We start from the raw sequence: 14,622 nt of genomic DNA on the forward strand, positions 1-14,622 counted from the left end.
GCTCGCCCCGCCACGCTGCAGCGCTGCAGCGTTGCAAGACGCGGCGCCCCCGTAAAGCGCACCCCTCGGCAGTCAGTTCCCAAAGGCCAGAAAAGGGAGGGGGATCGGGGGAGGTTCCCCTCCCCCGACCTTCCTACAGCTTCACCCGCAGCGCATGGGCGATCTCGCCCACGATGCCGCGCCGGAAGGCGAGCACCACGGCGACGAAGATCGCGCCCTGGATCACGGTGACCCAGGCGCCCATCTCGGCCAGGTAGTTCTGCATGGTGACGATGACGGCCGCGCCCACGACCGGCCCGAAGACCGTGCCGAGGCCGCCGACCAGCGTCATCAGCACCACTTCGCCCGACATGGACCAGTGCACGTCGGTCAGCGTGGCGATGCCGAAGACGAGCGACTTCACGCCGCCGGCGACACCGGCGAGCGTCGCGGACAGGATGAAGGCGACGAGCTTGTAGTCGTCCGTCCGGTAGCCGAGCGAGGTGGCGCGCGGCTCGTTCTCCCGGATCGCCTTCAGCACCTGCCCGTAGGGCGAGTGGATGATGCGGTGGACGAGGAGGAAGCCGATCAGGAAGACGGCCGCGACGAACCAGTACATGGTCATGTCGGAGGCGAGGCTGATCGAGCCGAAGAGGCTGCCGCGCGGGATCGCCTGGATGCCGTCCTCGCCGCCCGTGAAGGGCGCCTGGACGCAGAAGAAGTAGACCATCTGCGCCATGGCCAGCGTGATCATGGCGAAGTAGATGCCCTGCCGTCGGATGGCGATCCAGCCGAAGACCCAGCCCTGGATGCCCGCGACCGCGGCACCGGCGAGGACCGCGATCTCCGGCGAGATGCCATAGGCCTTGGCCGTGTAGCCGGCGATGTAGCCCCCCATGCCGAAATAGGCGGCGTGGCCGAAGGACAGCAGCCCGACATAGCCGATCAGCAGGTTGAAGGCGCAGGCGAACAGCGCGAAGCAGAGCAGCTTCATCAGGAAGACGGGGTAGAGGAAGAAGGGCGCGATCGCGAGGAAGGCGATCAGCACGCCGAGCGCGGCGAGCTGCGCCCGGCTGAAGCCCCAGACCCCGTCGGCGCTCGTGGCGGGCGCGATGGTGCCGGCGGTGGTTTCGGATGCCATGGCTTCAGGCCCTCCCGAACAGGCCGGCGGGACGTGTGAGCAACACGATCGCCATGATGACGAAGATGACGGTGGCCGATGCCTCGGGCCAGTAGACCTTGGTCAGGCCCTCGATGATGCCGAGGCCGAAGCCGGTCAGGACCGAGCCGAGGATCGAGCCCATGCCGCCGATGACCACCACCGCGAAGACGACGATGATCAGGTTGGTACCCATCTGCGGGTTGACCGAGTAGATCGGCGCGGCCAGCACGCCGGCGAGCGCGGCGAGCGCCACCCCCGCGCCGTAGGTCAGCGTGATCATCCGCGGCACGTTCACGCCGAAGGCCTGCACCAGCGCCGCGTTCTCGGTCGCGGCGCGGAGATAGGCGCCGAGCCGCGTCTTCTCGATGACGAGCCAGGTCGCCAGGCAGCAGATCAGCGCGAAGAGCACGACCCAGCCGCGGTAGATCGGCATGAACATGAAGCCGAGGTCCCAGGCGCCCTGGAGTTCGGCCGGGATGCGATAGGGCAGGCCGGAGGAGCCGAACTCGTTGCGGAAGACGCCCTCGATCATCAACCCGATGCCGAAGGTCAGCAGCAGGCCGTACAGGTGGTCGAGCTTGTACAGCCTGCTGATCATCGTCCGCTCGATGATCACCCCCGTCGCGCCGACGATCAGCGGTGCCAGCAGCAGCGCCCACCAATAGCCGAGCCCCAGCCAGTTCAGCAGCATCCAGGCGACGAAGGCGCCCATCATGAACTGCGCGCCGTGGGTGAAGTTGATGATGTTCAGCAGCCCGAAGATCACCGCGAGGCCGAGCGAGAGCATCGCGTAGAAGGCGCCGTTGATCAGCCCGAGCAGGAGCTGGCCGAACAGCAATGGCGTCGGGACGCCGGTAATGGACTCGAGGAATTCGAGCATCGACGATCAGGTCCTTGTCACGAGCGCACGAGCGCGCAGCCGCCCTCGGCCTGGGGGCGGAAGGCGTCCTCCCCCGGGGTCGTTGCGGCAACCTTGTAGTAGTCCCATGGGCCGCGGGATTCCGCGGGGGACTTCACCTCGAACAGGAAGACCGGGTGCAGCTTGCGCCCGTCTTCCCGGATCCGGCCGGGGCCGAAGGCGTCGTCATCGGTCGGCATGGCCTTCATGCGCGCGACCGCGGCGCGGCCATCGGCCTTCGCCGCGGCCACGCCGATGTCGGCGACCGCCTTCAGGTAGTGCAGCGCCGCGCCGTAGCAGCCGGCCTGCACCATCGCCGGCGGGCGGCCCTGGTTCTGCGCGCGGACGCGGGCGGTCAGCGCGCGGGTGCGGTCGTTGAGATCCCAGTAGAAGGATTCCGTCAGCAGCAGCCCCTGCCCGCTCTCGAGCCCGAGCGCGTGCACGTCGACCAGGCCCATCAGCAGGGCGGCAAGCTTCATCGAGCGATGCAGCCCGAATTCCCGCGCCGCCTTGATGGTGTTGACCGTGTCGGTCGAGGCGTTGGCCATGCCGAGCACCTTGGCCCGGCTCGCCTGCGCCTGGACGACGAAGGCCGAAAAATCGGTGGTCGCGGGGAACGGATAGCGCGCCGCGCCCAGCACGCGCCCGCCCGCTGCCTCGACGAAGCGCGTCGTGTCGCGCTGCAGGGCGTGGCCGAAGGCGTAGTCGGCGGTGATGAAGAACCAGCTGTCCCCGCCCGTGCGCACGATGGCCGCGCCCGTGCCCTTGGCGAGCATCCAGGTGTCGTAGGTCCAGTGCACCGTGTTCGGGCTGCACTGCGAACCGGTCAGGTCCGATGTCGCGGCGCCCGAATTGAGGAAGACCTTGTTCTTCTCCCGTGCGATCTGGTTGACCGCGAGCGCGACGGAGGAGGTGGGCACGTCGAGCACCACATCCACGCCCTGGTCGTACCATTGCCGAGCGATGTTGGCGCCGACATCGGGCCGGTTCTGATGGTCGGCCTGCACGACCTCGACATTGAAGCCGCGCGCGCCGAACTCGGCGACGGCGGCCTGGGTCATGACGACGCAGCCGGGCCCGGTGGCGTCGCGATAGGGGCCGGACATGTCCGAAAGCACGCCGAGGCGGATCGTGTTCGCCTGGGCGCGGGCGCGCGAGAGCGGCCCGGGCAGCATCGCGCCGGCGGCGCCGGCGGCAAGCACTCCTCGACGGTTCAGCATGGGCTCTCCCTCCCTGTCATGCGGCCGCCGCGGCGGGGGCTGTTGCCGCCCCTCGCCGCGGCGCGCCACTCCCCGGTCAGCTCCTGACCAGTGCGCATCCGCCTTCGGACAGCGGGCGGAAGGCTTCATCCGCCGCGGTCGTCTGCAGCAGCTTGTAGTAGTCCCACGCACCGCGGCTTTCGCCCGGCGCCTTCACCTCGAGCAGGTAGGCGGGGCAGAGGCGGCGGCCATCGGCGCGGATCGAGCCCGTGCCGAAGGCGTCGTCGTCGGTCGGCATGGCCTTCATGCGCGTCACGGCATCGGCGCCGGAGGCGCGCGCTGCGGCCACGCCCATGTCGGCGACCGCCTTCAGGTAGTGCAGCGTGCCCGAGTAGCAGCCCGCCTGGGCCATGCCGGGGCGCAGCTGCTGGGGCATGTTCGGCAGCACGCGCTGGGTGAAGGCGCGCGTCTTGTCGTTCAGGTCCCAGTAGAAGGTCTCGGTGCAGACCAGCCCCTGCGCCGTCTGCAGGCCGAGCGCATGCACGTCCGAGATGAACATCAGCAGCGCGGCGAGCTTCACGCCGCGGCGGGTGATGCCGAACTCGGCCGCCTGCTTGATGGAGTTGATCGTGTCACCGCCCGCATTGGCGAGGCCGATGACCTTCGCGCGCGACGCCTGCGCCTGCACGAGGAAGGAGGAGAAGTCGGTCGTGCCCGGGAAGGGCGTGCGCACCTGGCCGAGCACGCGCCCGCCGGCGGCGCGCACGAAATTGCCCGTGTCCCGTTCCAGCGCGTGGCCGAAGGCGTAGTCGGCGGTGATGAAGAACCAGGTATCGCCGCCCGCGCGCACCATCGCCCCGCCCGTGGACTTGGCGAGCATGTAGGTGTCGTAGGTCCAGTGCACCGTGTTCGGCGTGCAGGCGGACCCCGTCAGGTCGGAGGTCGCGCCGGAGGAGTTGATGAAGACCTTGTTCTTCTCCCGCACCACCTGGTTCACCGCGAGCGCGACCGAGGAGGTCGGCACATCGATGATCATGTCGACGCCGTCGCGGTCGATCCATTGGCGGGAGATGTTGACCCCGACATCGGGGCGGTTCTGGTGGTCGGCCACCAGCACCTCGACATTGATGCCCTTCGCCGCCGCGCCGAAATCGGCGATCGCCTGGCGAACGCACGCCACCGAGCCCGGCCCGTTCACGTCGCGATAGAGGCCGGACTGGTCGTTCAGCACGCCAATCTTGATCGTATTGGCGGCCTGGGCACGCGCCTGCGACAGAGGCAGCGCACCGAAGGCCGCGCCGGCGGCGGATGCGGCCAGAAGGCTGCGGCGGGTTGTCTCGGTCATGCAACTCTCCCTAGCAAGAAAAGCGTCCCGGCCCGTGGGCCGGGACCGGTTGGATCAGGTGCGCACCAGCGGGCAATTGCCCTCGGCCAGCGGACGGAAGGCTTCCTCCGCCGGCGTCGTCTGGAGCAGCTTGTAGAAGTCCCAGGGCCCGCTGCTCTCCGCGGGTGACTTCACCTCGAACAGGTAGGACGGGATCAGGCGGCGGCCATCGGCACGGATGGTGGCGCGGCCGAACAGCTCGTCGTCGCTCGGCGCGGCCTTCATGCGGTTGACGACATCGACGCCCGAGGCCTTCGCCGCCGCCACGCCCATCGCCGCGACGGTCTTGAGGAAGTGCAGCGTCGCCGAATAGCAGCCGGCATGGATCATGTTCGGGTAGTTGGTCGGCGTGCGGCGCACGACGCGCTGCGTCCAGGCCCGCGTCTTGTCGTTCATGTTCCAGTAGAAGGATTCCGTGCAGACGAGGCCCTGCGCCGTCTGCAGCCCGATCCCCTGCACGTCGTTCACGAACAGCAGCAGCGCGGCGAGCTTGATGCCGCGGCGCGTGATGCCGAATTCCGCCGCCTGCTTCACGCAGTTCGCCGTATCGGCGCCTGCATTCGCCAGCCCGATCACCTTGGGCCTCGCGGCGGCCGCCTGCACGAGGAAGGAGGAGAAGTCGGTCGTGCCCGGGAAGGGCGTGCGCACCTGGCCGAGCACGCGCCCGCCGGCGGCGCGCACGAAGGCCGCGTTGTCGCGTTCCAGCGCATGGCCGAAGGCGTAGTCGGCGGTGATGAAGAACCAGCTGTCGCCGCCCGCGCGCACCATCGCCCCGCCCGTGGACTTGGCGAGCATGTAGGTGTCGTAGGCCCAGTGGATCGTGTTGGGGGAACAGGCCGGGCCGGTCATGTCCGCGGTGGCGGAGCCGACATTGATGTACGCCTTGTTCTTCTCCCGCGCGATCTGGTTGACCGCGAGGCCGACGGAGGAGGTCGGCACATCGACGATCAGGTCCACGCCCTGGTCGTACCATTGCCGCGCGATGTTGGATCCCACATCGGGGCGGTTCTGGTGGTCGGCCTCGATCACCTCCACGGCGAAGCCGTGGCTCGCGCCGAATTCGGCTGCGGCTTCGCGCGTCGCGGCGACCGAGGTCGGGCCGGTGTTGTCGCGATAGGTGCCGGACATGTCGGTCAGCACGCCGATGCGCACGGTGTTGGCCTGGGCGCGGGCGCGCGACAGCGGCGCGACGCCGAGTGCCGCACCGGCGGCGAGGATGCTGCGGCGGGATGCCTGGATCATGTGCTTGTCTCCTCCCTCTCGTTCGTTATGTCGTTCGTGGTCAGCTGCGCACCAGCGGGCAGCCGCCCTCCGCCACGGGGCGGAAGGCTTCCTCGGTCGGGGTCGTCTGCAGCAGCTTGTAGTAGTCCCAGGGCCCGCGGCTCTCGGCCGGCGTCTTCACCTCGAAGAGGTAGGAGGGGTGGATCTTCCGCCCGTCGGCGCGGATGGAACCGCGGCCGAAGCAGTCATCCTCGGTCGGCATGCCCTTCATGCGCGCGACCGCGTCCGCCCCGGAGGCCTTCGCCGCGGCGACGCCCATGTCCTGCACGGCCTTGAGGTAGTGCAGCACGCCCGCGTAGCAGCCGGCATGCGTCATGGCGGGCATGTTGGGCGACATGGCGCTGCGCACCCGGTCGGTGAAGCGGCGCGTGCCCTCGTTCAGGTCCCAGTAGAAGGTTTCCGTGCAGACCAGCCCCTGCGCCGTCTGCAGGCCGAGCGAATGGACGTCGTTGATGAACATGAGCAGGGAGGCGAGCTTCACGCCGCGGCGGGTGATGCCGAATTCGGCCGCCTGCTTGATGCAGTTCGTCGTGTCCGTCCCCGCATTGGCCAATCCGATGACCTTCGCGCGGGACGCCTGCGCCTGCACGAGGAAGGAGGAGAAGTCGGTCGTGCCCGGGAAGGGCGTGCGCACCTGGCCGAGCACGCGCCCGCCGGCCTGGCGCACGAAATTGCCGGTGTCGCGTTCCAGCGCGTGGCCGAAGGCGTAGTCGGCGGTGATGAAGAACCAGCTGTCCCCGCCCGCGCGCACCATCGCGCCGCCGGTCGAGCGCGCCAGCATCCAGGTGTCGTAGGTCCAGTGCACCGTGTTCGGCGTGCAGCGCGCCCCGGTCAGGTCCGAGGTCGCGGCGGTGCTGTTGATGTGGACCTTGTTCTTCTCGCGGCAGATGTCGTTGACCGCGAGCGCGACGGAGGAGGTGGTGACGTCGAGGATGGCGTCCACGCCCTGCGTGTCGATCCACTGCCGCGCGATGTTCGAGCCGACATCGGGGCGGTTCTGGTGGTCGGCGTAGAGCACTTCCACCGCGAAGCCACGCGGGCCGAAATCGGCCACCGCCTGGCGCACGCAGGCCGCCGCCGTCGGGCCGGAAATGTCGCGGTACATCCCGGACCCGTCGTTCAGCACGCCGATGCGGATCGTGTTCGCCTGCGCCCTTGCGCGGGAGAGCGGCGCGATGCCGAGCGCCGCGCCGGCTGCCAGTACGCTGCGCCGAGATGCCTGGGTCATGCCGTCCGTGCCCTTCTTCCGATTGCCGTCGCGTGTCAGTTCAGCTGCGCACCAGCGGGCAGCCGCCTTCGGCGAGCGGCCGGAAGGCCTCCTCCGCCGTGACGGTCTGCAGCAGCTTGTAGTAGTCGTGCTGGTAGCGGCTCTCCTCGGGACGCTTGACCTCATAAAGATAGGCCGGATGCATCTTGCGGCCGTCCTCGCGGATGGTGCCGCGGCCGAAGGCGTCGTCCTCGGTCGGCATCGCCTTCATGCGCGCGACGACCGCGCGGCCATCGGCCTTCGCCGCCGCCACACCCATGTCCGCCACCGCCTTGAGGTAGTGCAGCGTGCCGGAATAGTCGCCCGCGTGGCTCATCGCGACGGGGATGTCGCCGCCCGCGATGGCGCGGATGCGGCGCGTCAGGTCGCGCGTCTTGTCGTTCGCGTCCCAGTAGAAGGTATTGGCGCAGACGAGGCCCTGCGCGGCCTGCAGCCCGAGGGCATGCACGTCGGTGATGAACATCAGCAGCGACGCGATCTTGATGCCGCGCCGCGTGAGCCCGAACTCGGCCGCCTGCTTGATGCTGTTGACGGTGTCGGAGCCGGCGTTGGCTAGCCCGATCACCTTCGCCCGGCTCGCCTGCGCCTGCAGCAGGAAGCTGCTGAAGTCGGTCGTGCCCGGGAAGGGCGTGCGCACCTGGCCGAGCACGCGCCCGCCGGCCTGGCGCACGAAATTCGCCGTGTCGCGTTCCAGCGCGTGGCCGAAGGCGTAGTCGGCGGTCAGGAAGAACCAGGTGTCGCCGCCGGCGCGCACCATGGCGAGGCCGGCGACCTTCGCGAGCATGTAGGTGTCGTACACCCACTGGATCGTGTTCGCGTTGCAGGCCCGGCCCGTCAGGTCGGACGTCGCGGTCGAGGTCGCGATCGCGACCTTGTTCTTCTCCCGCGCGAGTTCGGAAATCGCGAGCGCGACGGCCGATGAGGCGAGGCTCGTCACCACATCGACATTGTCGCGGTCGAACCACTGGCGGGCGAGGTTCACGCCGACATCGGGGCGGTTCTGGTGGTCCGCCGTCACGATCTCGACGTTGAAGCCGCGATTGCTGAATTCCTGGATCGCGAGCCGCGTCGCGGCGATCGTGTTCGGGCCGTTCAGGTCGCGGAAGGTGCCCGACAGGTCGGTCAGCACGCCGACCTTGATGGTGTTCGCCGCCTGGGCGCGCGCGCCGCGCGGGGCGACGAGCCCACCTGCGAGTGGCAGCGCCACGGCCCCGGCGATGAAGCTACGCCTGTTGGTCTCGATCATGGTCTCGTTCTCTCCCTGTTGCGCGCCGGGGCCTTCTGCGGGCCCTCAGACGCCGAGGTATTCGTGCAGCCTTTCGAGCGAGGCGGTCAGGTCCTCGTTGCGGACCATGTCGACCACCTTGCCGTGTTCCATCACGTAGTGCCGGTCGGCGACCGTCTGGGCGAAGCGGAAGTTCTGCTCGACCAGCAGGACGGTGAAGCCGCGGCGCTTCAGTTCGCGGATCGTGCGGCCGATCTGCTGCACGATCACGGGCGCGAGCCCTTCCGAGGGCTCGTCCAGCAGCAGCAGCTTGGCGCCGGTGCGCAGGATGCGCCCGATCGCGAGCATCTGCTGCTCGCCGCCCGACAGCTTGGTGCCCTGGCTGCGCGCCCGCTCCTTCAGGTTCGGGAAGAGCGTGTAGATCTCCTCGACCGGCAGGCCGCCGGGTCGCACCACCGGGGGCAGCATCAGGTTCTCGGTGACGTCGAGGGAGGCGAAGATCCCCCGCTCCTCCGGGCAATAGGCGATGCCGGCGCGCGCGATGGTGTCCGACCGCGCCCCGATCAGCTCCCGCCCGGCATAGTGCACCGAGCCCGAGCGCTTCGGCACCAGCCCCATGATGGAGCGCAGCGTCGAGGTCTTGCCCGCGCCGTTGCGGCCGAGCAGCGTGACGACCTCGCCCTCGTGGATGTCGATGTTCACGCCGTGCAGCACGTGGCTTTCGCCGTACCAGGCTTCGAGCCCGCGCACGGCGAGCAGCGGCGAGCCGCCTTCCTGGGCCGCGATCGGCAGTTCGGCGAGCGCGTCAGCCATGGGCGTTCTCCATCGCGGGGGCTTCGGTGCCGAGATAGGCGGCGATGACATCCGGGTTGCGGGACACGGCGGCGTAGTCGCCTTCCGCCAGCACCGCCCCGCGCGCGAGCACGGTGATGGTGTCGCACAGCCCCTGGACCACGCGCAGGTTATGCTCGACCAGCAGCACGGTGCGCCCGGCCGCGACGCGCTTCACGAGCGCGACGATGCGGTCGACGTCCTCATGCGTCATGCCCGCCGTCGGTTCGTCGAGCAGCATCATGATCGGGTCGAGCGCGAGGGTCGTCGCGATCTCGAGCGCCCGCTTGCGGCCGTACGGCAGCTCGCCCGCGGTCAGGTTGGCGTAGGTCGACAGGCCCACATCCTCGAGCAGTTCGCGCGCGCGGTCGTCGAACTTCCGCAGCAGCGAATCGGAGCGCCAGAAGTCGAAGGACCCGCCGCGCTGGCGCTGCAGCGCGACGCGGACATTCTCGAGCACGCTCAGATGCGGGAAGACCGCCGAGATCTGGAACGACCGCACCAGGCCGAGCCGCGCGACCTCGGCCGGCTTCATGCCGGTGATGTCGCGCCCGTCGTAGCGGATGGTCCCGCGCGTCGGCTGCAGGAACTTGGTCAGCAGGTTGAAGCAGGTCGTCTTGCCGGCGCCGTTCGGGCCGATCAGCCCGTGGATCGTGCCGCGGCGGACGCTCAGGGCGACGTCGTTGACCGCGACGAACCCCCGGAACTCCTTCGTCAGACCCGCCGTCTCCAGAATGGCGTCGGACACGCTGCGCTCGCTCCCCTTGCCTGGCGGCCTGCGCGGCCGCTCTCGCTTCGATACCAGCGATGTAGGCGAGGCGTGGTGCGCCGCGCAAGGCGCCGCGCGCCGGAATCTACGCCATGGCAGGGGTTTGCGGCGACCTGCACGAAAAAGGGGCAGCCGGTCGCGCGGCCGCCCCTGTGTTTCGGCTCCCGCGCGCGGGATCAGTCGGCGGCGGCGGAGAGTTCCTCCGGGGCCACCTGGCGGTCCGTGACCTTCGACAACTCGATCACGAAGTCGACCACCTTCTCCTCGAACAGCGGCGCGCGCAGGTTCTCGGCCGCCTGGGGGTTCTTGCGGAAGAACTCCAGCACCTGCTGCTCCTGCCCCGGGTAGCGGGAGGCTTCCTGGCGGACGGCGCGGGCCATCTCGTCGGCGCCGACCTGGACGTTGTTCGCCCGGCCGATTTCCGACAGCAGCAGGCCGAGCCGGATGCGGCGCTCGGCGATGCCGCGGTACTCGGCCTTCAGCGTCGCCTCGTCCTTGCCCTTGTCGTCCTCGTCCAGCCGCCCGGCCTTGAGGTCGGCCTCCACGCGCTGCCAGATCTGGGCGAACTCGGCCTCGACCATGCCTTCCGGCACCGTGAAGGCGGCGCGGTCGGCGAGGATGTCGAGCAGGTTGCGCTTCAGCCGCAGCCGGGACAGCGCATCGTATTCGCGCTGCAGGGACCCGCGGATCGCGTCCTTCAGGGCGGCGAGATCGGCCATGCCGACCGACTTCGCCAGCTCGTCGTCCACCGGGCGGGCGCTGCGCGTCTTGAGCGACTTGGCCGCGATGGTGAAGCGGGCGCGCTTGCCGGCCAGTTCGGCCGAGCCGTAGTCGGCCGGGAAGGCAACGTCGATGTCGCGGCTCTCGCCCGGGGCGAGGCCTTCCATCTGCTCGGTGAAGCCCGGGATGAAGCCGGCCCCGCCGACCTCGATCGGCATGTCGCTCGCCGCGCCGCCAGCGAAGGCGGGGGCGGTCGGTTCCTCGCTGCCGGCATAGACGCGGGCCGGGCCGATGCGGAGCGTGACGTCGACCGAGGCGCCGGCGGGGATCATGATCTCGAGCACCGGGCGCGCGAAGGTGATCGCCGGATTCTCGGGCACCGTGAAGCTGGCGCGGCAGGGCGCCTCGCCCGGCGTGGCCGGCTCGCGCCGCGCCTCGATGAAGTCGGTCGCGGAGCGGTAGTTGAAGCCGATACCGGTCCCGGCGGGCAGCGCGCCGGTGATCGCCCGCGCGGCGATCGTCAACGTCAGCACCGCCCCGGGCTTCGTAGCCAGGTCCGACGGGTTGCCAGGGAACACCCGGATGAAGCCGCCGTCACCGGCAGCACCCTTCACCGTCACGTCGAAATACGGCAGGCCGCCTTCCGTGCCGATCGCGGCGATTTCGCGCGTCAGCCCTTCGGAGACGTCGACGGACCAGCCCTCCGGCACCTCGCCCGGATTGCCCGGCCGCGCCCCGAGCCCAAGCCCGTTCTTCAGCAGGTCCGGCGGCAGGCGGCCGGTGAAGTCGCAGACCAGCACGTCGCCCTTGGCGGCCGGGCGCGGCTCGGCATCCTCGAGCGTACCGTTGCGTTCGGCGATGGAGGCGAGCGCCTTGTCGATCGCCTCGTCCGAGGGCTCGGTCTTCAGGCGCTCAAGCTCGATGCCGGAGAATTCGGGCATCGGCACCTCGGGCATCACCTCGAGGTCGACGCGGAATTCGAGGTCGGCGCCCTCGGCGAAGTTCACCACCTCGATCTTCGGCTGCAGCGCCGGGCGCAGGCCGCGGTCGGACACGACCTGGCGGGTCGCGTCATTGACCTGCTGCTCCAGCACCTCGCCGAGGATGGCGGCGCCGTAGCGCTGCTTGACCACGGTCATCGGCACCTTGCCCGGGCGGAAGCCGGGCATGGAGACGGTCTTCGCGATCTCGGCGAGCCGCCGGTCGCGCGTGGCGGAGATCTCGCCAGCGGAGACCGTGACGGAGTAGGCGCGCTTCAGCCCGTCATTCGCGAGCTCGGTGACCTGCATCGAGGGACGTCCATCCAAAGGCTAGAGAAACCCAGCGGCGCCTGGTGCGGGCGAAGGGATTCGAACCCCCACGGCTTGCGCCACCGGAACCTAAATCCGGCGTGTCTGCCAGTTCCACCACGCCCGCCCGCAAGGCGCCGCAGGGCGGCAGGGGCGGGGATGTAGCGCAAGGCGGCGGGCGTGGAAAGTGCGGGCGGACATGACGGGCCCGTGAACGCCCGCCAGCCGGCTACCCCAGCAGCGCCTCGGCGCAGGCATCGAGGATGGCGTCGGTGTCCAGCCCGTATTCCCGGTACAGGTCCGGGATGTCCCCCGCCTGGCCGAAGCGATCCACCCCGAGCGGCACCACGCGCTGCCCGCGCACCGCCCCCATCCAGGCATGCGCGGCCGGATGCCCGTCCAGCACCGTGACCAGCGCCGCGTCGCGCGCGAGCGGGGCGAGCAGGCGCTCGATATGGGACTGGTCCGCCCTGCCCGCCCGTGCCTCGCGCCGTGCCGCGAGCCAGCCGGCATGCAGCCGGTCGGGGCTGGTGATGGCCAGCAGGCCGGCGCCGGGCTCCTCGGTGCGCAACTCCTCGAAGGCGGCCTGGGCCTCGGGCGCAAGCGCACCCTGGTAGGCGATGGCGATCCGCGCGCCTTCGGCGGGCGGGACGATCCAATGCCCGCCGGCGATCACCGCGGCGGGGTCGAGGTTGCGCGCCGGCTGCTCGAGCCCTCGCGTCGACAGCCGCAGCCACACGGCCGAGCCGTCGGGCTTCTGCATGTGGTCGAAGGCGTGGCGGAGCAGGATGGCGAGCTCGTCCGCATGGGCCGGCTCGTAGCTCGCGAGCCGGTCGGCGGCCATGCCGATCAGCGGCGTGTTCACGCTCTGGTGCTGCCCGCCTTCGGGCGCCAGCGTCAGGCCCGACGGCGTGCTCACCAGCAGGAAGCGCGCATCCTGGTAGCAGGCGTAGATCAACGCATCGAGGCCGCGGTTGACGAAGGGGTCGTAGACCGTGCCGATCGGCAGCAGCCGCGCGCCATAGAGGCGGTCGGCAAGCCCGAGGCCGGCCAGCACCAGGAACAGGTTCTGCTCGGCGATGCCGAGTTCCACATGCTGGCCCTCGGGCGACATGCCCCAGCGCTGGGCCGAGGCCAGCTTCGCGTCGCGGAAGACGTCGTTCTTCTTGTGCCGGTCGAAGATGCCGCGGCGGTTCACCCAGGGGCCGAGATTGGTGCTCACCGTCACGTCCGGGCTGGTCGTCACGATCCGCTTCGCGAGTTCGGCGAATTCCCCCTGCCCGCGCCCGATCTCGGCGAGGATGTCGCCGAAGGCGGCCTGGGTGGAATGCTTGCGCCCCTCCCCCACCCGCGGCGCGGCGAAGGTCGCGGGCACGTGGATCGTGGGGGATGAGAGGCGGCGACCTTCCGGCGTCAGCTTCTGGGCGAAGGGCACGGAGGCAAGGAAGGCGCGGATTTCCTCCTCCGGGATGCCGAGGCCCTCGAACAGGTCCCACTCATGGCCGGGACGGATGTTCAGCGCGGCCCGGAAGCCCTCCATCTGCTCCTTGGTCATCAGCCCGGCATGGTTGTCCTTGTGCCCGGCGAAGGGCAGGCCCATGCCCTTGATGGTGTAGGCGATGAAGCAGGTCGGCTGGTCGCCCTCGGCATCCTGGGTGCGGAAGGCCTCGATCAGCGTCTCGATGTCGTGCCCGCCGAGATTGGTCATCAGCGCGGCCAGTTCATCGTCGGTCAGCGGGTCGATGATGGCGCGGATGCCTTCGATGCGGCCGAGCTCGGCCAGCAGCGCCTGGCGCCAGGCGGCGCCGCCCTGGAAGGTCAGCGCGGCGTAGAGGCTGTTGGGGCAGTCGTCGATCCAGCGGCGCAGCGCCTCGCCGTCCGGACGGGCGAAGGCGGCTTCCAGGCGCCGGCCGTATTTCAGCGTGACGACGTTCCAGCCCATGTCGCGGAACAGGCCCTCGATCCGCCCGAAGAGACGGTCGGGCACGACGGAATCGAGGCTCTGCCGGTTGTAGTCCACCACCCACCAGACGTTGCGGATGTCGTGCTTCCAGCCTTCGAGCAGCGCTTCGTAGATGTTGCCCTCGTCCAGCTCCGCATCGCCGACCACCGCGACGTGCCGGCCCGCCGGCAGGTCCTTCGGCGCGAGGTCGTGCAGCCGCACATAGTCCTGCACCAGAGAGCCGAAGGAGGCGAGCGCGACGCCGAGCCCGACCGAGCCGGTGGAGAAATCCACCTCCGGCCCGTCCTTCACCCGCGAGGGGTAGGGCTGGATGCCGCCGAACTGGCGCAGCGTGTCGAGCTTTTCCCGCTGCTGGCGGCCGAGCAGGTAGTTGATGGCGTGGAAGACCGGCCCCGCATGCGGCTTCACCGCGACGCGGTCGGCCGGGCGGAGGATGCCGAAATAGAGCGCGGCGAGGATCGAGACGGAGGAGGCGCAGGAGGCCTGGTGCCCGCCCACCTTCAGCCCGTCCCGGTTCGGGCGGACGTGATTCGCCTGATGGATCATCCAGGCGCTGAGCCAGAGCAGCTTGCGCTCCAGCGCGTGCAGGATGGCCTCGCGACGATCCTCGCCCGGCGCCACCACGCGCTTGCCCTTGCCCTGCACTGTCATCGGA

General features: G+C 69.8%; 10 protein-coding genes, 1 tRNA gene and 2 pseudogenes. All 13 read right to left on the reverse strand.

The window, feature by feature from the left end; translation table 11 throughout:
• Window positions 1-133: 133 nt before the first annotated feature.
• On the reverse strand, window positions 134-1,120 hold the full coding sequence (locus J5Y09_RS03595) for a branched-chain amino acid ABC transporter permease (protein ID WP_209350368.1): 987 nt from the start codon (window positions 1,118-1,120) through the stop codon (window positions 134-136).
• Window positions 1,121-1,124: 4 nt separating this feature from the next.
• Window positions 1,125-2,021 (reverse strand): branched-chain amino acid ABC transporter permease, encoded by an 897-nt coding sequence (locus J5Y09_RS03600; protein WP_209350369.1) that lies wholly within the window; start codon window positions 2,019-2,021, stop codon window positions 1,125-1,127.
• Window positions 2,022-2,038: 17 nt separating this feature from the next.
• Entirely contained in the window at window positions 2,039-3,259 is a 1,221-nt protein-coding gene (locus J5Y09_RS03605) for an ABC transporter substrate-binding protein (RefSeq protein ID WP_209350370.1), read from the reverse strand.
• A gap of 76 nt (window positions 3,260-3,335) precedes the next feature.
• Window positions 3,336-4,583: an ABC transporter substrate-binding protein gene (locus J5Y09_RS03610; RefSeq protein ID WP_209350371.1), complete on the reverse strand. Its 1,248-nt coding sequence runs from the start codon at window positions 4,581-4,583 to the stop codon at window positions 3,336-3,338.
• A gap of 54 nt (window positions 4,584-4,637) precedes the next feature.
• The gene (locus tag J5Y09_RS03615; RefSeq protein ID WP_209350372.1) at window positions 4,638-5,864 is read right to left on the reverse strand and encodes an ABC transporter substrate-binding protein; all 1,227 of its coding nucleotides are present in this window, start codon (window positions 5,862-5,864) and stop codon (window positions 4,638-4,640) included.
• Window positions 5,865-5,904: 40 nt separating this feature from the next.
• On the reverse strand, window positions 5,905-7,131 hold the full coding sequence (locus J5Y09_RS03620) for an ABC transporter substrate-binding protein (protein WP_209350373.1): 1,227 nt from the start codon (window positions 7,129-7,131) through the stop codon (window positions 5,905-5,907).
• A gap of 40 nt (window positions 7,132-7,171) precedes the next feature.
• Window positions 7,172-8,416, reverse strand: a complete 1,245-nt coding sequence (locus tag J5Y09_RS03625; RefSeq protein ID WP_209350374.1) for an ABC transporter substrate-binding protein — start codon at window positions 8,414-8,416, stop codon at window positions 7,172-7,174.
• A 45-nt stretch (window positions 8,417-8,461) separates the two neighbouring features.
• Window positions 8,462-9,208, reverse strand: a complete 747-nt coding sequence (locus tag J5Y09_RS03630; RefSeq protein ID WP_209350375.1) for an ABC transporter ATP-binding protein — start codon at window positions 9,206-9,208, stop codon at window positions 8,462-8,464.
• A complete protein-coding gene (locus tag J5Y09_RS03635) occupies window positions 9,201-9,974 on the reverse strand; it encodes an ABC transporter ATP-binding protein (protein WP_209350376.1) in 774 nt (257 codons plus the stop codon). Before J5Y09_RS03635 ends, J5Y09_RS03630 begins: the two co-directional genes overlap by 8 nt.
• Window positions 9,975-10,171: 197 nt before the next feature.
• Window positions 10,172-10,960 (reverse strand): annotated as a pseudogene (gene tig / locus J5Y09_RS24840) (trigger factor); the annotation flags it as partial.
• Between the two features lie 627 nt (window positions 10,961-11,587).
• Window positions 11,588-12,004 (reverse strand): annotated as a pseudogene (locus J5Y09_RS24845) (trigger factor); the annotation flags it as partial.
• 42 nt (window positions 12,005-12,046) lie between these two features.
• A tRNA-Leu gene (locus tag J5Y09_RS03650) sits at window positions 12,047-12,131 on the reverse strand.
• 102 nt (window positions 12,132-12,233) lie between these two features.
• Window positions 12,234-14,618: a 1-deoxy-D-xylulose-5-phosphate synthase N-terminal domain-containing protein gene (locus J5Y09_RS03655; RefSeq protein ID WP_209350377.1), complete on the reverse strand. Its 2,385-nt coding sequence runs from the start codon at window positions 14,616-14,618 to the stop codon at window positions 12,234-12,236.
• Window positions 14,619-14,622 lie beyond the last annotated feature (4 nt).

The sequence above is a fragment of the Roseomonas nitratireducens genome (genome assembly GCF_017813355.1).
Classification (GTDB): Bacteria; Pseudomonadota; Alphaproteobacteria; order Acetobacterales; family Acetobacteraceae; genus Neoroseomonas; species Neoroseomonas nitratireducens.